The organism is Hymenobacter sp. BT491 (genome assembly GCF_014349165.1).
Taxonomy (GTDB): Bacteria; Bacteroidota; Bacteroidia; order Cytophagales; family Hymenobacteraceae; genus Hymenobacter; species Hymenobacter jejuensis.
Map to the genome: position 1 here is coordinate 788,664 of NZ_JACSJJ010000002.1, position 17,860 is coordinate 806,523.

The 17,860-nt window shown below is 55.6% G+C and carries 16 protein-coding genes; 9 read left to right on the forward strand and 7 right to left on the reverse strand.

The window, feature by feature from the left end; all coding sequences use genetic code 11:
• Window positions 1–39: 39 nt before the first annotated feature.
• From H9I52_RS09100 to H9I52_RS09110, 3 genes are all read right to left on the reverse strand, one after another.
• Window positions 40–618, reverse strand: a complete 579-nt coding sequence (locus tag H9I52_RS09100) for a hypothetical protein (protein ID WP_187453600.1) — start codon at window positions 616–618, stop codon at window positions 40–42.
• Window positions 619–731: 113 nt separating this feature from the next.
• Window positions 732–1,583, reverse strand: coding sequence for a hypothetical protein (locus H9I52_RS09105; RefSeq protein ID WP_187453601.1), 852 nt, complete (start codon window positions 1,581–1,583; stop codon window positions 732–734).
• Between the two features lie 120 nt (window positions 1,584–1,703).
• Window positions 1,704–4,004: an efflux RND transporter permease subunit gene (locus H9I52_RS09110; protein ID WP_187453602.1), complete on the reverse strand. Its 2,301-nt coding sequence runs from the start codon at window positions 4,002–4,004 to the stop codon at window positions 1,704–1,706.
• Window positions 4,005–4,206: 202 nt separating this feature from the next.
• Between H9I52_RS09110 and H9I52_RS09115 the strand changes: the two genes are divergently transcribed.
• From H9I52_RS09115 to H9I52_RS09140, 6 genes are all read left to right on the forward strand, one after another.
• Window positions 4,207–4,410 carry a hypothetical protein gene (locus H9I52_RS09115; RefSeq protein WP_187453603.1) on the forward strand — a complete coding sequence of 68 codons (204 nt, stop codon included), beginning with the start codon at window positions 4,207–4,209 and terminating at the stop codon, window positions 4,408–4,410.
• A 231-nt stretch (window positions 4,411–4,641) separates the two neighbouring features.
• On the forward strand, window positions 4,642–4,959 hold the full coding sequence (locus H9I52_RS09120) for a hypothetical protein (protein ID WP_187453604.1): 318 nt from the start codon (window positions 4,642–4,644) through the stop codon (window positions 4,957–4,959).
• Between the two features lie 129 nt (window positions 4,960–5,088).
• A complete protein-coding gene (locus H9I52_RS09125) occupies window positions 5,089–5,883 on the forward strand; it encodes a thymidylate synthase (protein ID WP_187453605.1) in 795 nt (264 codons plus the stop codon).
• A gap of 99 nt (window positions 5,884–5,982) precedes the next feature.
• Window positions 5,983–6,657 carry a TonB family protein gene (locus H9I52_RS09130; protein WP_187453606.1) on the forward strand — a complete coding sequence of 225 codons (675 nt, stop codon included), beginning with the start codon at window positions 5,983–5,985 and terminating at the stop codon, window positions 6,655–6,657.
• Window positions 6,658–7,019: 362 nt separating this feature from the next.
• Entirely contained in the window at window positions 7,020–7,619 is a 600-nt protein-coding gene (locus tag H9I52_RS09135; protein ID WP_187453607.1) for an energy transducer TonB, read from the forward strand.
• Window positions 7,620–7,892: 273 nt separating this feature from the next.
• A complete protein-coding gene (locus H9I52_RS09140) occupies window positions 7,893–8,111 on the forward strand; it encodes a hypothetical protein (protein WP_187453608.1) in 219 nt (72 codons plus the stop codon).
• Window positions 8,112–8,113: 2 nt separating this feature from the next.
• On the opposite strand, the gene H9I52_RS09145 is transcribed toward H9I52_RS09140, so the two are convergent.
• The 4 genes from H9I52_RS09145 to H9I52_RS09160 form a co-directional block, all read right to left on the reverse strand.
• The gene (locus H9I52_RS09145; protein ID WP_187453609.1) at window positions 8,114–8,923 is read right to left on the reverse strand and encodes an aminotransferase class IV; all 810 of its coding nucleotides are present in this window, start codon (window positions 8,921–8,923) and stop codon (window positions 8,114–8,116) included.
• A 45-nt stretch (window positions 8,924–8,968) separates the two neighbouring features.
• Window positions 8,969–10,096 (reverse strand): DNA-processing protein DprA, encoded by a 1,128-nt coding sequence (gene dprA, locus H9I52_RS09150; protein WP_316248019.1) that lies wholly within the window; start codon window positions 10,094–10,096, stop codon window positions 8,969–8,971.
• Window positions 10,097–10,425: 329 nt separating this feature from the next.
• Window positions 10,426–10,785 carry a MerR family transcriptional regulator gene (locus H9I52_RS09155; protein ID WP_139517079.1) on the reverse strand — a complete coding sequence of 120 codons (360 nt, stop codon included), beginning with the start codon at window positions 10,783–10,785 and terminating at the stop codon, window positions 10,426–10,428.
• Window positions 10,786–10,900: 115 nt separating this feature from the next.
• Complete coding sequence (locus H9I52_RS09160; RefSeq protein ID WP_187453610.1) at window positions 10,901–12,001, reverse strand: arabinogalactan endo-beta-1,4-galactanase; 1,101 nt, start codon at window positions 11,999–12,001, stop codon at window positions 10,901–10,903.
• 186 nt (window positions 12,002–12,187) lie between these two features.
• Between H9I52_RS09160 and alaS the strand changes: the two genes are divergently transcribed.
• From alaS to H9I52_RS09175, 3 genes are all read left to right on the forward strand, one after another.
• Window positions 12,188–14,833, forward strand: coding sequence for an alanine--tRNA ligase (gene alaS, locus H9I52_RS09165; RefSeq protein WP_187453611.1), 2,646 nt, complete (start codon window positions 12,188–12,190; stop codon window positions 14,831–14,833).
• A gap of 213 nt (window positions 14,834–15,046) precedes the next feature.
• Window positions 15,047–16,504, forward strand: a complete 1,458-nt coding sequence (gatB, locus tag H9I52_RS09170; RefSeq protein ID WP_187453612.1) for an Asp-tRNA(Asn)/Glu-tRNA(Gln) amidotransferase subunit GatB — start codon at window positions 15,047–15,049, stop codon at window positions 16,502–16,504.
• Between the two features lie 74 nt (window positions 16,505–16,578).
• Complete coding sequence (locus H9I52_RS09175; RefSeq protein ID WP_187453613.1) at window positions 16,579–17,745, forward strand: TlpA disulfide reductase family protein; 1,167 nt, start codon at window positions 16,579–16,581, stop codon at window positions 17,743–17,745.
• Window positions 17,746–17,860: the final 115 nt, after the last annotated feature.

Below are 17,860 nucleotides of genomic sequence, written 5' to 3' on the forward strand. Positions count from 1 at the left end.
TGATTGTCAATTATTTATGTAATAACGCAGAAGTGCCTGCTACCGGCGATTTCGGCGGGCGGGTAGTTTGCTGCGCAGGCGGTATACGTACAGCAGCAAGGCCGCACACAGCAACGCCAGCACCGCGGCCAGTAGTTCGCGGCTGGTGCGGGCCTGGGTGGCTTCGGCGGCAGTTTCCTGGGCCTCGCGCAGCTTGGCCTCGCGCTGTTTATCGCGTTCCTTGAGGTTGTCGATCTGGTTTTGCAGGTCGTAGAAGCGCTGGCGCGTGGAGGTTTGGTCGCCCTGGGCGACCGAAATCTGTTGTTCGGCTTGTGTTTTTTCGGCGACGATGGCCGCCGTGCGGCGCAGGGCGCTTTCCTTCACGGCCTGCACCACTTCGGTATCCTTGCGGATGATGCCTTTGAGGGCATCAACCACGTCCTGCAAATCCTTTTTGGAGGGCTTGTTGCCGAACAGGCTGTTGCGCTGGGCATTGGCTTCTTCGTACTGCCGCACCAGGGCTTCGCGCTCCCGAATCAGGCGCGGCACGGGGTCTTCGGTAGGCGGGGTGGGCTGCTGGGCCGCCGCGGTAAATGCGGTGAAAAACAGGAATAACAAAGGCAAAAAACGGTGCATCATGACGCAAAGTAACATGGAAGCGGCTAGTCGCGCACTTGTGGCACGCAACCAAGGGGCGTTGGGGCCCTATCGAACGAATGGAAGCGGCAAATTCGCGCCGCTGCCTTCAGCCCTTATTTGTGGGCCGGCGCGAACGGGCGCGTCCAGAGCAGCACCGCCGCGGCGGTGCTGGCCGTAAGAAAGCGCAAATCACTCTGCAAACCGCTTTTCAGCCAGATTTTACCCTGTGGCGTTTGCAAATCGACCAGCGCAATGGGCTCGTTGTGGTAGATGATTTCGTAACCCACAAACTGCGGAGCGGGCAAAGGTTCGGGGGCACCCGTTTGGGGATTCGGGGCCGTGCGGCGCACATCCTGCCGGATGGCCAGCAGCACGCGGTCTTGGTCGCCGACGAGGCCTACCGTGGCCGGTACGCTGGTGGCCGTTTCGGGAGTGGGTATGTCGCTGCCCAGCAGGATGTTCCAGACGTTCGTGGAGTCCAGGCGTGGGCCCAGAATAACGCCCGTGAAGGCTTCGGCGTGCGACCTGGCAAATGTGGCTGCATCCTTTCCCCACAGCGGCGACAGCGTTTGAAGCTCCCGGTTGCTGACGTTTTTGGCCCCGTAAAAATCCGCCCAGTGCGTTGTGCGGTCGTGGATGGAGAATTGCAGCTTATTGGGCGCATTTTTCAGCCGCGCCACGTAGGGCAAATCCAGTACATCGAGTACCGGCGAACCGCCCGTGCCCGTGCGCAACTGCGGCCCGCCCAGCGGCCGCGACGGCGACCAACCGCGGCGAAGCTGATCGGTCTGGAAGTCGCCAAACGACACTTTGTGCTCAAACGTCCATTGCGCCAAGCCTTCTACCGGCAACTCGTCGGCGCCCGCCGCAAAAGCCGGAGGTGCCACCGCCGACTGCACCGCCGCGACTCCACAACCAGCCAGAATGCATAAAACCAGCAGGATCAGCGGGGTCAGTCGTTTCATAGGGTGCCAAAATAGGAGTGGGGAAAGCCAAACGGTCGGGGCCCCAAATTTGACACAAAAAAATCAAGCTACCATCCAATTTGCCAAGCGCTAGGCATCGCTGCCTCTCGCGATCGCCGCTTACCCACCTAGCGCGGGCACCGGTTGGCGCATCTCCTTGACCTTGTGCTTGTAGAAATAAATAATCAGGATGGGCAGCAGCGTCAGCTCGGCTACTACGCCGAAGAGCAGCGTCAGGCCGATGAGCAGGCCCACGTAAAATGTGCCGTCGAAGGAGGAAAAGATCAGCGTCGAAAAGCCGCCTACCAGAATCAACGACGTAACAATCACAGCTTTACCGGCCATCAGGTAAGTCTTGCGCACCGCCTTGAACAGGTTGGGCTCGTGTTGCAACGTCAGCTTTAACTTGCTGATAAAGTGGATGGTATCGTCGACGGCAATGCCAAAGGCGATGGTGAAGATGATGCTCGTGCTGACCTTCATGCTTACGCCCGCCAAGCCCATCACCCCGGCCACGATCAGAATGGGTACTAAGTTGGGAATGAGCACGATAGCGGTCATGCGTAACGAGCGAAACAGCGCCAGCACGATGATCGTGACCATCACAATGTCGATGCTCATGCCCGAGATCATGTTCAGGGTCAGGTTTTCGTTGTTCTTGTCGATGAGGTTGGCCGAGCCGGTGAGGCGCGTGCGCACGACGGTCGAGTCGGTTTGTTGGCGCAGAAACCGGCGCAGATTGGCGTTGAGCGCATCGGCTTTGATGCTGCCTACGTCGGGCATGCGGCCGGTGATGCGACCCTCGTGACCGTCGGGCAGCGCCAGCGCGCGGAACTCTGGCTTTTTACGGAATAGCTTGATTTTGTTGACGATACGCTGCAGCTCCGTTTCCGAATCCGGTAGCCGGTATTCTTCCACCAAGCCGCCGTTGAGCGCCTTCCGCACCGATTTGACGATGGTAACCGGCGAGGCCAGGAAGTTCAGCCCGTAGTCGCGCTGCAAATAGGTTCCGATGCGCTCGGTTTGGCGCAGCACAGCAAGGTCGTACACGGTGCGGTCGCCGGCGGGCTGTAAATCCAGCTCAAAAGGCCGCACGCCGGCAAAATGCCGCTCAAAAAACCGGAAATCCAGCTTCACCGGGTCGTTCTTCGACAGATCATCTAGCAGCGCCGAGTTAATCCGGATTTGCATGGCTGAGGCAATGGAAGTGGCTAATATTAAGCCACTTACCGTTACCACCAAGCGGCGGCGGGCCAGCACCGTGCGGAACATGCGCCCCAGCACGCCATCCCAGCTGTGGCCCTGCGACCGGGGCACGCGCAATTGCGGCTTTTTCAGGAGCATGAGCATGGCCGGCAGCAGCGTAAACGACAGCAAAAACGTGAGCAGCACGGCAATGCCCGTAAACAGGCCAAAGTTGTAAATCGGACGTATCGTGCTGGTCATCAGCGTGAAAAAGCCGATGCTGGTGGTCAGAGCCGAAAGCCCCGAGCCAAACCCCGATTCTTTTAAGGTAATCAGCAGGGCTTCGCGCTTGGCCGTGCCATAGCCCAGCTCCGTTACGTAGCGCGTGATGATGTGAATGGTGTCGGACATGCCTACCACGAACAGCATAACCGGCAACAGGGCCGTCATCAGATCGATGCTCACGCCGCATGCCGACATCAGCCCCAGCCCCCACAAAATCGCGCCCAGCACTACTACCAGCGGCAACACTACGCCCCACCACGTACGAAAAGTAAACCACAGCAACACCGTCACGAGCACCACCGACAGCGACATAAACACCACCAGCTCGCGTTGCAGCCTATCGACGAAAATGGACTGGGCAACCAGCTTGCCGGCCAAGTGGTACTGATTCTCCGCGAAGCCCTGCCGCGCCAACTCGGTGCGCACGGCTGCGAGCATGGAGTCGCCGGGCGGCTTGCTGAGGTTAGGCGAGGTCTGGAACAAAATCGTGACGGCGCGGGCATCGCGGGCAATGAGGTTGTCGACGAGGCCCGGCGTGCGGTACACCAGCGCCGAATCGGCGGCGCGGCGGGCGGGCTCGGCAGGGTGGAGGTACGGCACGTTGAACATGCCCAACCCTTCCACTACCGGATTGGTAGCGTTGGTGGGCGAGGTAACATGCTCAATATGTGGCCGTTGCTGAATAAAGCGCGTGAGCGAATCAACGCGCGTCAGAAATTGTGAATCGAAGACGGTGCGGCCCGCCGGCGCTTCCAGTCCCAGCAGCACGTAATCGTTGTCGTTGCCGAAGCGCGCCGAATACTTCTCGTAATAGGCCAGATCGGGGTCGCCGGCCGGATAGAAATCGTTGAAATTGTAGTTGAAGCGCAGTTGCGCCACAAAATAGACGCTCAGGCCGGTGAGCAGCACCAGCACGAGCAGAGTAAGATGACTGAGTTTGCGAAGCGGCATGAGCACGGAACCGCGAAGCAGTGCTTCGCGCGGGTAAAAAGTAACGGTTCTTCCGCCCGGCAGGAGCCGCACGGATGGGGCCGCGAGCGTTGAAATCGCGGGGCGTTTCGTACTTTAGGGTCGGCGGAAAACCGGTACGAAGACGTAGTCAAGCCAACCGCGCCCCGCCGGCTTTTGTTTCCTCATCCTTAGATTATTCCCCATGAAAAACGTTCTGTTGGCCCTCGCACTTTTCGCTTTCGTTGGCACCGCTTCCGCCCACGGCGACAAAGACGGCAAAAAAGGCAAAAAGGAATCTTGCGCCATGAAAGGCACCGACGCCTGCTGCATGAAGAAAGGCACCAAAACAGCCGCGGTAAAAGCCAAAGCCGCCACTACGGAAACGGCTGCTGCGAAGTCACTGTAAGTATCAGTAATCTTAATGCTGTCAAGAAAAGACCACTTCCAACTAGGTGGTCTTTTCTTGACAGCATTATTTGTTCTAGTGCTGTTCTATTAGGTATTGAAAATTGATATAGTGCCTTGCTTAGAAATAAGGATACAAATGAAAAAGCTTATCAGTATTTCGTTATTGGGTATTCTATTGTCATGTAATAATCTCAGTAATAATAGAGTAAATACAAGTACCTCGTCAAAGGTGGCTTCCGCCACAACAAGTAAAGAGGCTACATCACACAATATTAAGTCTAAGAGCAAAACGCTGGGCGACAGCTTAAACAGGAAGTTACTTGGTATTTGGGCGGCCGAAGGATCAGAAAATGCGTCTTTCGAAATCACCAAAGACGCATTCTATTATCCGGAGCATTCAGCATCTTATACGTACGCTATCTTAGGAGACAGCCTCAGAATAAAGTATGATGATTTTGACGGAAATTTTTCATTCAAGCTCAGGGGTGATGACATTCTTGTTATCTCAGGAGATGACGGTGAACATCTATTTAAGCGCATGAATTAATGGTAAGTATTGACATTCAAGTACTTTATAAGTATTTGTTTATCAGAGGACTATAGAAAAATTAGCCTTCGTTATGGCTGCTTTTTCTATTTTTGATTCATATCCACTCGATCCCGGTTCCTACTTACTATGCAGCAATATCTCGACCTCATCCGGCACATCCTCGACCACGGCACCCAGAAAACTGACCGAACCGGCACGGGTACGCTCAGCGTGTTTGGGTACCAGATGCGGTTTGATTTGCAGCAAGGCTTTCCGTTGGTAACCACCAAAAAAGTGCACCTGCGCAGCATTATTCACGAGCTGCTGTGGTTTCTGCGCGGCGACACCAACACGCAGTACCTCAAGGAGAACGGCGTAAGCATCTGGGACGAATGGGCCGACGCCAACGGTGAGTTGGGCCCTGTGTACGGCAAGCAATGGCGCAACTGGCCTCGGCCCGACGGTTCCCACGTCGACCAGATCAGCGAGGTGGTGCGCCAGCTGCGGCAGTCGCCCGATTCGCGCCGCATTTTGGTATCGGCCTGGAACGTGGCCGAGCTCGACCAGATGGCCCTGATGCCGTGTCATGCCTTGTTTCAGTTTTACGTGGCCGACGGTAAGCTTTCGTGCCAGCTCTATCAGCGCTCAGCCGATGTGTTTCTGGGCGTGCCGTTCAACATTGCCAGCTACGCGCTGCTGACGCTGATGATGGCGCAAGTCACGGATTTGCAGCCCGGTGAGTTTATCTGGACGGGCGGTGATACGCATCTGTATTCTAATCACTTAGAACAGGCCCGCTTGCAACTTACGCGCACGCCACGCCCCTTGCCGCAGATGCATCTGAACCCCGAGGTAAAGGATATTTTTGAGTTTAAATACGACGACTTTAAGCTGAAGAATTACGATCCGTGGCCGGCCATCAAGGCGCCAGTCGCGGTATAAGTCGGTCGGTTCGCACATACTGACCGGCAACCTTCGTGCGTTATCACAGTAAAAAGGGCGTATCCAGCCCGTTGGACAGTGTTGACGTATTCGAAGGTTATGAACGTAAAATCTTTACTTACAGCGATTTGCAACCCGGCTCGGATGCTGGCGGTCGGGTCCTTGCTACTGGCAGCGCATGCCGGTCAGGCCCAAAACTCATTCAACGTCTGGGAAGCCAAGCCCGTTACCAAGCCTGAACCGGCCGCCCGGCCGGCTCGCAAAGCTGCGCCGGCTGCAGCCCCGTTGGTTGCTCCCGCGGCTACGCCCGCTCCGGCATTCGCCCCCGCGGCGGCCACGGCTCCTAACAACGCTCAAGCATTGCCGAAAGCCCGCCGCAAAACCCAAGATTCGTTGCAGGTAGCCAAAGGCTATTCGATGACGTTGCGCCGGGGATTAGGCGAGCGGTTGCGCCGAAACCGCTACAGCAAAGCCGATTCGGCCTATTATATGTTTACGTGGCAGCATCTACACTACCCATCGGCGGCCTTACATGCTGGCCTGGCGGGGCAGGTGATGGTACGCCTCAACGTGAGCCCAGCCGGCGACGTAACCAATTCGGAAGTGACGGGCACGAGCATTCAGCAGGAAAGCCAGGCTGACAAAGGTGCCTCGGCCGCGGCTGGCAAGGAAGCCATGCAGCGCAGCGCCAAAGAGTTGCTGTGGCGGCTGCGCTTCGAACCTGCCTCGGGTGCTACTCAGGAGGAAATACCAGTTCGGTATGTGTTGCAGTAATTTTACATAAATACTTGATCATAAGGTATTTATGTAAATAAAGTTGAAGTTACGAATACCAGCCGAAAGCAGATCGCCAAAGAACTTCCGGCGACACGACTGCAACGCTCAGGATTAATAGTGGGTCTGCATGGGCAGCCTTCCGGGTGATGGAAAACTGGTCTTGCTGCCGGGCTGTGTGTTACCGTAGCGCACCCTGAAGGCGTAAACGCCGATTGTGTCCGGCAAATGCAACCAAGTACCCCAAGAAGCGGTTGAGGCAGTAATTGCTTGATTCTAACGATGCTATGTCCTGTTGAGGCGTCCCCAGCATAAGCTGGTCCGGCAGAACAAAGCACAACCAACGCTAACTCACGAAAAGCATGAGAAAGAGGTTTATCGTTGTGATAGGGGTGGCCATGATGTTGGCAGACCACGCAGCGCAGGCGCAGAACAGTTTCAATCAGTGGACGGCTGCCCCTCCCGCACCCATTACGCCTTTGGCCAAAAAACAGCGGTCGGCACCCAAAACGGCGCCTGTTCCAATCATTACGCCTCCTCCGGCTCCTGCGGCCGCCCCGCTAGCAGCGGCTCCTCCGGTTGCTTCAACGCCGGTGGTAAAACAATCGAAGCTGCTTAAGCGCGGACTCACCATGCGGATGCGGGAAAACCGTCCGTTGTCTGAAGACAGCGTTTCAATGGTCTTTTTCGCCCAAAACAGCGAGTACCCGCCCGTCGCCATTCAGGCCCGTGCCCAAGGCAAAGTAATTATCAAGCTGAAAATTGCACCAAGCGGAGAGGTGAGCAGTACTTCGGTAGTGGCCATGGAGCCACGCTCGCTGCCAGGGTGGGACAACAAGGTTCCGGCTTCAGCCATGCAAGCGCTTGCCTCAGAGGCACAACGGGTGTTCCAGATGCTACGCTTTGAGCCCGCCACCAAGACTACCGAAGAAGAATTGATGGCAAATTTTTCGTTGCAGTAGAGTCACTTGTACCATAAATCATTGGCTAAAGGCTACTGCTCAAGTAGTTATGTATACTTGGTTTTGAAATATTTGATGAGGTTATACAGCATTATCAAAAATAGTATTCTGCATAGTTGAGTTGATTGATATTTCCATTATTTTAGCGATAAATAGTACAATAATTATTCATATATGTATTAATAAACGACGATTGGTGGCTTTGAAAAATTAAATAAACTTTAATAAGTGCAACTATAGGGGATATTCATTTTAGCTGTTATGTTTGTCCATATGCAATGGTCATCGGCCGAAAAACCCTCCCCTCTGAACTCAATTCTTTCGCGGAAACATCGCGCCTGGATCGCTCTATATGCCCTCGACGGTACGTTTCAAGCGCGTGATGAGGTATTGCACCTCAACAACGTAACCGAGGCCGACCTACTCGAATTTGAGGAAAGCTGGTTGCGTATGCGGTTCCGGAATCAAGAGCTAGCGCACGTCTGTGCATAGAATTATGCCAAGAGCGCGTTGAGTACACTATGATTGATGCTTGAAAATAGCACTTTACCTACTTGCTTTAAAATACGTATTCCAGCAATATTAGCTGTAAATACAACTTCGGCCTGTAGAAGTGCCTCTGGCTCGTACAGTCCTTCTGCACACGGAATAGCCAGCTCACGGGCACGCTGAAGAAAGTAAGCCCGGCGTACGCCCGCTATGCATCCTGTTTCGAGGGATGGCGTGTACAAACAGCCGTTACGCACCCAGAATATTGCGGCCGACACGCACTCGGCCACGCAGCCAGCACCGTCCAGCAAAATCAATTCGTCCAGTTCGCGCTGCTGCCGCTCTTGTGCCGCCAGCACGTACTGCAGTGCGTTGGGCCCTTTGCAAAAAGATACCGTTGAAAAAGCAGTGCGCACACGCTGCGCAAAATCTGCCTTGTTCACCACTGATTCAGCGGGCTGAAAGGGCTGCGCCGTAACCACAAATTCTGCCTCCGCCGTTGTAGGGGCGTATAACCCGCCGCCGGCCCGCCAGAATTGCAGCCGCAGCCGCGCCGTGGTAAGCTGTTTTGCTTCCACGAGGGCGCGCAGCATATCCTGCAGATCAGTTTCGGTGGTTAGTGCAGTGGGCAACTGTAGGCTCAAAGCCTGCGCCGCTTGCCGCATGCGGGCCATGTGGTAAGGTAGAAGCTGTACTTTGTAGTCGTCCCAAATCAGCGTTTCGAAAAACCCGTCGTTGAATTGCAGCCCGCGGTTGGGCAGGGGCAACGCAAACGTAGCTTCCGGCACCAAATGGCCGTTGTGGAGCAGATACATAGCAATAAATTGTGGGCTTGGTACCTGCGCAAGCTAAAGCTTCCGCTATACTAAAACGTATTTCTTGCCCGGCAGCGATTTGACCACCCCGCGAAACTCCAACCCCAACAATAAGCTAGCTACTTGATTGACTGGTAGTTGGGTTTTCCAGCTAAGGTTGTCCATGAGCTCTTCCTTGGCGGCCATCAGCACCTCCACGAGGCGGAATTCTTCCTCTGAAAAGTCGGCGGCCTGGTAGGTGGGCGTGGGCTTGAACTTGCCGGTCTGATGCAGTGCCGCATCCCAATTGAGCAGTTCTTCCAAGTCTTTGGGTTCGCTATAGAGAGCCGCTTTGTGGTCTTTGATCAGGGCGTTGCAGCCCTCAGACGCGGGCTGCCCGATGTTGCCGGGCACAGCCAGCACATCCTTGTTGTAGCCCAGCGCGATTTCGGCCGTAATCAGGGCGCCGCCTTTTTTTGCCGCTTCCACTACCACCGTGCCGTCGGCAAGGCCGGCAATGATGCGGTTACGCGCCGGGAAGTTGTATTTGTCGGGCTTGGTGCCGAACGTAAACTCCGTCAGCAGGCCGCCTTGGGTGAGCATCTTTTCGGCCGTTTTGCGGTGCGTCGGTGGATAGATCACATCCAGCCCAGTGGCCATCACGCCGATGGTTTCCAATCCTTCCTGCAGGGCAGCGCGGTGGGCTGCAATGTCGATACCATAGGCTAATCCGCTAATAACTAAAGGATTATGCGAGGCAATACCTTTGACGATGCGCTCGGTCTGCTCACGACCGTAGTCGGTAGCCTGGCGAGTGCCCACGAGCGCGACCGTTTTGGGATGGTTCAGGTTGCTGGTGCCTTGGTAGTACAGCAACGCCGGCGCATCCGGAATCTGCTTGAGGCGGGCAGGGAAGGCTTTGTGCGTGTAAAAAAGCAGCTGTACGCCATCTTTTTCCGACTGGCGCAAGATGGTTTCGGCGCGGTTGAGGGCAAGGGTGCGCTCGCCTCCGGTGAGCGTGGCCACCATCGCGGGGCCTACGCCCGGAATTTTGCGCAGCCGGCCGGGTGGCGCCATCAGCACGTTTTTGGCCGAGCCGCCATAACTCATTAATTGCCGCGTCAGCTGCGGCCCGATACCGGGGAAAAGCGTAAGAGCAACCTCGTGAAATAGATCCTGATTAATTACTTGCACTTTGTTGATAATTATTCTGAATAAGATTTAAAAAGAAACCTTCGCATTACCCAAAGCATAGGTATAGCGCCAAGTAAGACTCCAATAAAGCGTGCTGTTTGGTGATGTTTAACTTGCAAGCGCACCCCCAATCCTAATAAACAAAGTAGATAAATAGCTAAGATAAACCTGCTTACTGTTTCTTCGGACGAATAATCTCCATTGGTTTTGTCTCCCATTATAGGAAGAAGAGCTACAAACGCTGCTACGATGTCAATCAGTAGCACCAACGCAGTTGTTGATACAACTACACCAAAGGCATTTAGGTGTTTCCTATGATGAGGGTCCACCTACCCCTGCGATTTGGCGATGGCATCCAGCTCTTTGCGCATGGTGGTAAGGAAGGTGCGTACCTTTTCCAGCGACTGAATTACGTCGATTTTTTCCTTGAGCTGTGGGCCTTTTTGCTTGAGCAGGTCGCGGGCGCCGGGAATGGTAAAGCCGCGCTCTTTCACCAAATGATAGATGGTGCGGAAAATATCAACGTCCTGATGCGTGTAGAGGCGGTTGCCCTTTTTACTCTTGCGCGGACGCAATTCCTCAAACTCGGTTTCCCAAAAGCGAATCAGCGACGGGGCCACCTTGAACTGGGCCGCCACCTCGCCGATGGTGAAATACTGCTTTTCTATATCGCGCTCTTTATAAGGCATGGTCGTACGCTTTGGAGGCTTAGAAGCTGCGGGTTGCAGGCAATGTTCGAACCGCGCCAACAACACGCAAGCTAAAGCTTAGACTGCACTTTTTAACTAGTTTGGCGGTAAAGTGTTACTTAATCTTGTACTTTTTACTGATTTCGTCATAGACCAGGATGCGTTCGTTGGACTTGCCTTGCTTGTCAAAAATCGCCTCCCAGGTGTTGAGCGGTTCCCAGATAAAAGTACCCTTGCCCTTATTGTTGGGCAAGCTGAAAGCGGCGTCGTTGACCTCGGCTTTGCGCTCCGAGTATTCCACCACCACCACGTCCTGCGGATAGCGTTTAGCCAAGTCCGTCAGGTTGTTGCGCAGCTCCGGGATGGTACCGTGCCACTTAGGGTAGTACGATTCGCCGATCACATCAAACGGCACATTGCGCGCCCGGATGCGGTCGAGCCAGGTTACCGAATGCAGATTTTGGCCGCCAAGCGCTATGTGCAACATTACCAGCGTTTTAGGCGCAACTTCGTGTACGGCCGAAATACCAGCTTTCAGCAAATCGGCCAGCGCGTCGAACTTCGCTAGGCTGTCGGCCTGCTGCACGTCGCCGTCGGGCCAGATCATGCCGTGGTTGATTTCGTTGCCCACCTGCACCATGTCAGGCGTCGTGCCTTGCGCTTTCAGGGCCAGCAGCACGTCGCGGGTGTAGTCGTGGACGGCTTGGTTGAGCTGGGCGCCGCTCAGGTTGGCCCACGCCGACGGCTTAAACTGCTTCTGCGGATCGGCCCAGGTGTCGCTGTAGTGGAAGTCGAGCAGCAATTTCAGGCCCGCTTTCTTCGCGCGGGCGGCCATTTGCTTGGTGTGCTCCAGGTCGCAGAAGCCGCGCTTGGGCGAATAGCCGCTGTCGGCGGCGGGGTTGTTGAAGATGCGCAGGCGAACGTAGTTGAAGCCGTGGTCCTTTAGAATCTCGATGGCATCCTTCTGCACGCCCTTGTCCTGAAACTTGATGCCGCGGTCTTCCAACTGCGGCAAAAAAGAAATGTCGGCCCCCAGTATCTTCCCGTCGATCTTTCTAACCACCGTTTTACCGGGCGCTGAAGCAGAAACGGACGCTGCTTTGACGGATTGCCCAACAGCCGACAAACTGCCCAAGAGGCAAATGCCAGTAAACCAGATACTTGCCTGGGTAGCTAAAGACGAAGGCGCAAAGCGTGCGAAATGAAAACCAGACATGGTGGGAAGCAGATTAAGGAAAGTGAAGGAGGCAAAGTAGTGAATCAACCGCCGTTTCGACTTACAGTTGAAGTGGCTACCTTTGTCGGAAGTGCCTTCCACACCCGATCGTTGAGTTGGAAAGGCCAAAAAGTAGCCAAAATCCCGGCCGCCGCCAACTGCGGGCGCGCCGCAACCCGATCCGCCATGTCACTTCCTACGGCCGCCCACGTTCGCCAACAATTCCTGGATTTCTTTGCTTCCAAAGGCCACCACATCGTGCCCTCGGCGCCGCTGGTGCTCAAAGACGACCCGACGCTGCTCTTCATCAACAGCGGCATGGCACCCTTTAAAGATTACTTTTTGGGCAACAAACCGGCCCCGTTCAAGCGGATCGCCGACACCCAAAAGTGCCTGCGCGTGTCGGGCAAGCACAACGACTTGGAAGAAGTAGGCTACGATACCTACCACCACACCATGTTCGAAATGCTGGGCAACTGGTCGTTTGGCGATTACTTCAAAACGGAAGCCATTGCCTGGGCTTGGGAGCTGCTGACGGAAGTGTACAAGCTGCCGAAAGACCGCTTGTATGTGACTTATTTTGAAGGCGATACGGGCGACAACCTTGGGGCCGACACCGAAACCCAAAACCTGTGGCGCCAATACACCACCGACGACCGCATCTTGCCCGGCAACAAGAAGGACAACTTCTGGGAAATGGGCGACACCGGCCCCTGCGGCCCCTGCACCGAGATTCACATCGACCTTCGCGACGAGAGCGAAGTAGCCGCAAAATCGGGCCGTGAACTCGTGAATGCCGACCATCCGCAGGTGGTGGAAATCTGGAACAACGTGTTCATGGAGTTCCAGCGACGCGCCGACGGGTCGCTCGTAAAACTGCCTCAGCAACACGTAGATACGGGCATGGGCTTCGAGCGTTTGATGATGGCCGTGTCGGGTGTCAAGTCGAACTACGACACCGACGTTTTCCAACCGCTGATTCAGTTTATCGCTGCCGAAGCCGGGGTTGCATACACCGGCCAGATGGAGAAAACCGACATCGCGATTCGCGTTATTGCCGACCACATCCGCGCCATCAGCTTCACGATTGCCGACGGCCAACTGCCTTCCAACGTGAAGGCCGGCTACGTAATTCGCCGTATTCTGCGCCGCGCCGTGCGCTACTCGTTTTCGTCGTTGGGCTTCAAACAGCCGTTCCTCTATAAGCTGGTGCCGGTACTCGCCAATCAGATGGCCGGGGTATTTCCGGAGCTCAAGCAACAGACGCAGTTTGTACAGCGGGTGATTGAGGAAGAAGAAATTGCCTTCCTGAAAACGCTGGAGAACGGCCTGCGCCGCATTGACGCCCTGGAGGAGTCCGTGAAAGCGCAAGGCGGCGTAATCGACGGCAAAACGGCGTTTGAATTGTCCGATACCTTCGGCTTTCCGCTGGACTTAACGGCGCTGATTGCGCGCGAAAAAGACCTGACCGTGGACGAGGCCGGTTTTCAGAAGGAATTGGCAGCGCAGAAAAACCGCTCGCGCAACGCCCAGGAAACCGAGCAAAGCGACTGGACCATTGTGACGCCGTCGGAGGAGCAGCCGGCGTTTGTGGGCTACGATCTGGACGAAGCACCGGCTCGCATCCTGCGTTACCGCAAAACCACGCAAAAAGGCAAAACCGAGTACCACATCGTGCTCGACCAGACGCCTTTCTACGCCGAGTCGGGTGGGCAGGTAGGAGACACGGGCTTCCTCGAATCGGAGCTGTCGAAGGTGCGTGTGCTGGACACCAAGAAGGAAAACGACCTGATTGTGCACACCGTGCTCGACTTGCCCGAGGACTTAGAAGCTGACTTCCTCGGCCGCATCGACCACGCCCGCCGCGAGCAGATCCGGAAGAACCACACCGCTACGCACTTGCTGCAAGCCGCTCTGCGTCAAGTAATTGGCTCGCACGTTGCGCAAAAAGGATCATTGGTAAATGAAAAGCTACTCCGTTTCGACTTCTCGCACTTCACGAAAGTAACGGATGAGCAACTACGTGATATTGAGCGCATTGTGAACGAGCGCATTCGGCAGCAAATCCCGTTGGACGAGCGCCGCAACGTGCCCATCAACGAGGCGAAGTCGCTGGGCGCCATGGCGTTGTTTGGTGAAAAGTACGGCGAGTTTGTACGCGTCATCACCTTCGACAAAGACTACTCAGTAGAACTCTGCGGCGGCACGCACGTGCGCGGCACCGGCGAAATTGGCTTCTTCAAAATCACCTCGGAGAGCGCCGTGGGTGCCGGCGTCCGTCGCATTGAAGCTGTAACGGGTGAAGCCGCCGAACTCTATGTGGATCAGCAGCTTGACTTGCTCCAGCAGGTACGCGAGGCCTTGGGCAATCCGCAGCACCTGCTGCCCAGCATCCAGCGTCTCAGCGAAGAAACGGCCGCTCTGCGCAAACAGATCGAGCAGTTTGAGCAGCAAAGCCTCAACGCTCAGAAACAGCAACTGGCCTCGCAAGTAAAGCCGCTAAACGGCGTCAACTTCCTGGCTGCTAAGGTAAACGCTTCGTCGGCTGATGGCCTGAAAAAGCTCGCCTACGATCTGCGCCAGACCGTTGACAACCTAGTGGCTGTGCTCGGCGCCGACATCGAGGGCAAGCCGCAACTAGCGGTAATGCTGGACGATGAGCTAGCTAAAGGCGGCAAACTCAACGCTTCTACGTTGGTACGCGAATTGGCCAAGGAAATTCAGGGTGGCGGCGGCGGCCAGCCGTTCTTCGCCACGGCCGGTGGCAAGAATGTAGCCGGGCTTGATGCGGCCATTGGGAAGGCGGAAGAATTGGTAAGCAAGACGTTGTAATGCGTTCTGCCTAATGAAAATGCTGCCGATAAAGAAGTATTTATAGGGAGCAGCTTGTTTCTTACGTGGGTGAATGCTCGGAAAATTAGACGCAGAGGCCGTGGATGTGTTGTTTACACTTCCCTTTACCTTCGCTTTTCAATAACTGGCCTTAGCCTGAATAAACTAGTGAAATCTGCCGCTACAAGCAGAAATCTCTGATTCAAGATACTCATGGACGAAACCATCAAAGCCAAATACCAGCCCGTTATCGGTTTGGAAGTGCACGCGCAGCTGCTTACGCGCAGCAAAATGTACTCGTCGGACGAGAACGAATACGGTGCGTTGCCAAATAATAACTTGTCCGTCATTACGTTGGGTCACCCCGGCACGCTGCCGCGGGTGAACCGGACGGCAGTGGAGTACGCCATGAAAATGGGCCTCGCCACCAACTGCCAGATTCGGCGCGACAACCTGTTTGCGCGCAAAAACTATTTCTACCCCGACCTGCCCAAAGGCTACCAGATTACGCAGGACAAAACGCCAATCTGCACCGCGGGGCACGTCGAAATTCGCCTCACCGATGGCTCGACGCGCCAAATCGGCGTGACGCGCATTCACATGGAAGAGGACGCCGGCAAGTCGATGCACTTGGCAGGCGAAGTAGAGACGCTCGTGGACTTGAACCGTGCCGGCGTGCCGCTCATTGAAATTGTATCGGAGCCGGACATTCGCAACTCAGATGAGGCCTATGCTTACCTGAGCGAGATCAAGAAGCTGGTGGTGTACCTGGGCATCTGCGACGGCAACATGGAAGAAGGCTCGCTGCGCTGCGACGCCAACGTGTCGGTGATGCTGAAAGGCGCCGATAAGTTCGGGATGAAGGTGGAGGTCAAGAACATGAACTCCTTCCGCAACGTGCAGCGCGCCATCGAGTACGAAATCGAGCGCCAGATCGCGATTCTGGAAGCTGGCGGCACCGTGGACAGCGAAACCCGCGGTTTCGACGCAACTACGGGTACCACTAGCGGCCAGCGTTCGAAGGAAACAATGAACGATTACCGCTACTTCCCGGAGCCCGATTTGCCGCCGTTGGTCATCGATGACGAGTGGCTGCACCGTGTGCAGGCCGAGTTGCCGGCGTTGCCGCAGCAGCTCTATACGCGCTTTACCGGCGAGCTGGGCCTGTCGGACTATGACGCTACGGTACTCACTGACCAGAAGGAGGTTGCGCTGTTTTTTGATGAGCTTTCGCGTCTCACGCCCAACGCCAAAGCTGCCGCCAACTGGGTGCAAGGCCCCGTGAAATCGTTCTTGAACGAGCGCGCCCTGACCATGGAAGATTTCCCGCTGCACCCCCAGCACATCGCGGACATTATCCAGCTTATCGACGAAAATAAGGTGGGCCATTCGGTCGCCTCCAAGCAGCTGTACCCGTACCTGCTCGAACACCCGGAAATGACGGCTGCACAAGTAGCTGAAAGTCAAGGGTTTGTGCAAAATTCGGATGCAGGTGAACTGGAAGGCATGATTCAGCAGGTGCTGGATGCCAACCCGGTGAAAGTAGCGGAATACCGCGCCGGCAAAAAATCGTTGACCGGCATGTTTATGGGCGAACTGATGAAGCTTACCGGCGGCAAAGCCGATCCGAAGCTGGCCAATCAGTTGCTGCGTCAGAAGCTGGAAGCTTAAGATGCGCTTGCTGCGTTAGTTTAGAAAAACCACCGGCTCTTGTGTCGGTGGTTTTTCATTTTTGCCGTTGTTCAATGTATAAAATATCAATGCGCTTCTTCGTCTTTGTTCCGTTGCTCTGGCTGGCCGCAGCTTGTCATTCGGGGACCACTTCTCCGGCCGTCGAAGGAAGTGCGAAAGCCGATGCCGGTGGTTATTCCTTGGACGGGACGATAACGCATGCGCTCCCCGGCGCGAAAGTGTATCTGCTTGATTATTGGAACGGTACCAACACCAAGATCGACTCGGCCGTGCTTGATGCTGGCGGCCACTTTACGCTGCACGGCCGGGTGCAGGAGCCGGTGGTCTATCTGCTGGGCAGCGGGGAGTTGCAAGGCACTATTCAGGTGCCGCTCGACAACAGCAGCCACCTGCGCCTTGTGGCCGACGCCGAACACTTCTACAATACGGCCCACCTGAGCAGCTCGCCGGAAGCAGAAATTGCGCAGCAATACCGCAATTGGTACGCCCAGTACGACAACTTGCGCAATGCCAACCTGCAACGCTATCTGGCCTCGTCGGCCGATACGGCTGCGGCCGAAGCGGCTTCGGCCAAGAAAACGCAAGCCATTTACGACCAAATTCCGCGCGACACCAAGCAGCTGATTCGTGCGCACGCCGATTCGTACGTAGCCCCATACCTAGTGCTGACAAACTTTTCGCAGGAAAAGGATTTTGCCTTCGCTGATTCGATGACGCGCCATTTTGAGCAGCAGCGCCCGACTTCGCGCTACACCCAAAAGCTCGTACGGCAGTTGCAGCAGCAACGCGCCACTGCCGTCGGGCACCTGGCTCCGGAGATTAATCTGCCCACGCCAGCGGGGCCACGTTTGGCTCTTTCGGCGTTGCGTGGCCACTACGTGCTGGTTGATTTCTGGGCATCGTGGTGCGGGCCATGCCGGGAGGCAAATCCGGAAGTGCTGCGGCTTTATCACAAGTACCACGCGCGTGGTTTTGACGTATACGGTGTGTCGCTCGACGATTCGCCGCAGGCCTGGGTCAAGGCCATTGCCGCCGACAAACTGCCTTGGCACCACGTTTCCGACCTAAAAGGCTTTGGAAGCGAAGCCTGCCAGACCTATTCCGTGCAAGCCATTCCCTTCGCCGTGCTCCTTGATCAGCAAGGTAGAATTGTAGCCAAAAACCTGACTACCAAAGAATTAGGGGATAGGTTGGCGGCGCTGTTGCCGGCTGCTGAATAGGATGTTTCGCTCCTTTGTCGGGAACCTATGGCTGGATTTCGGGTTTTGAGTAGAAATTCCCAACCGCGTACGAAACGGTAAGTATGTCCGTTACTTCGCCATTCCCACCCAAATT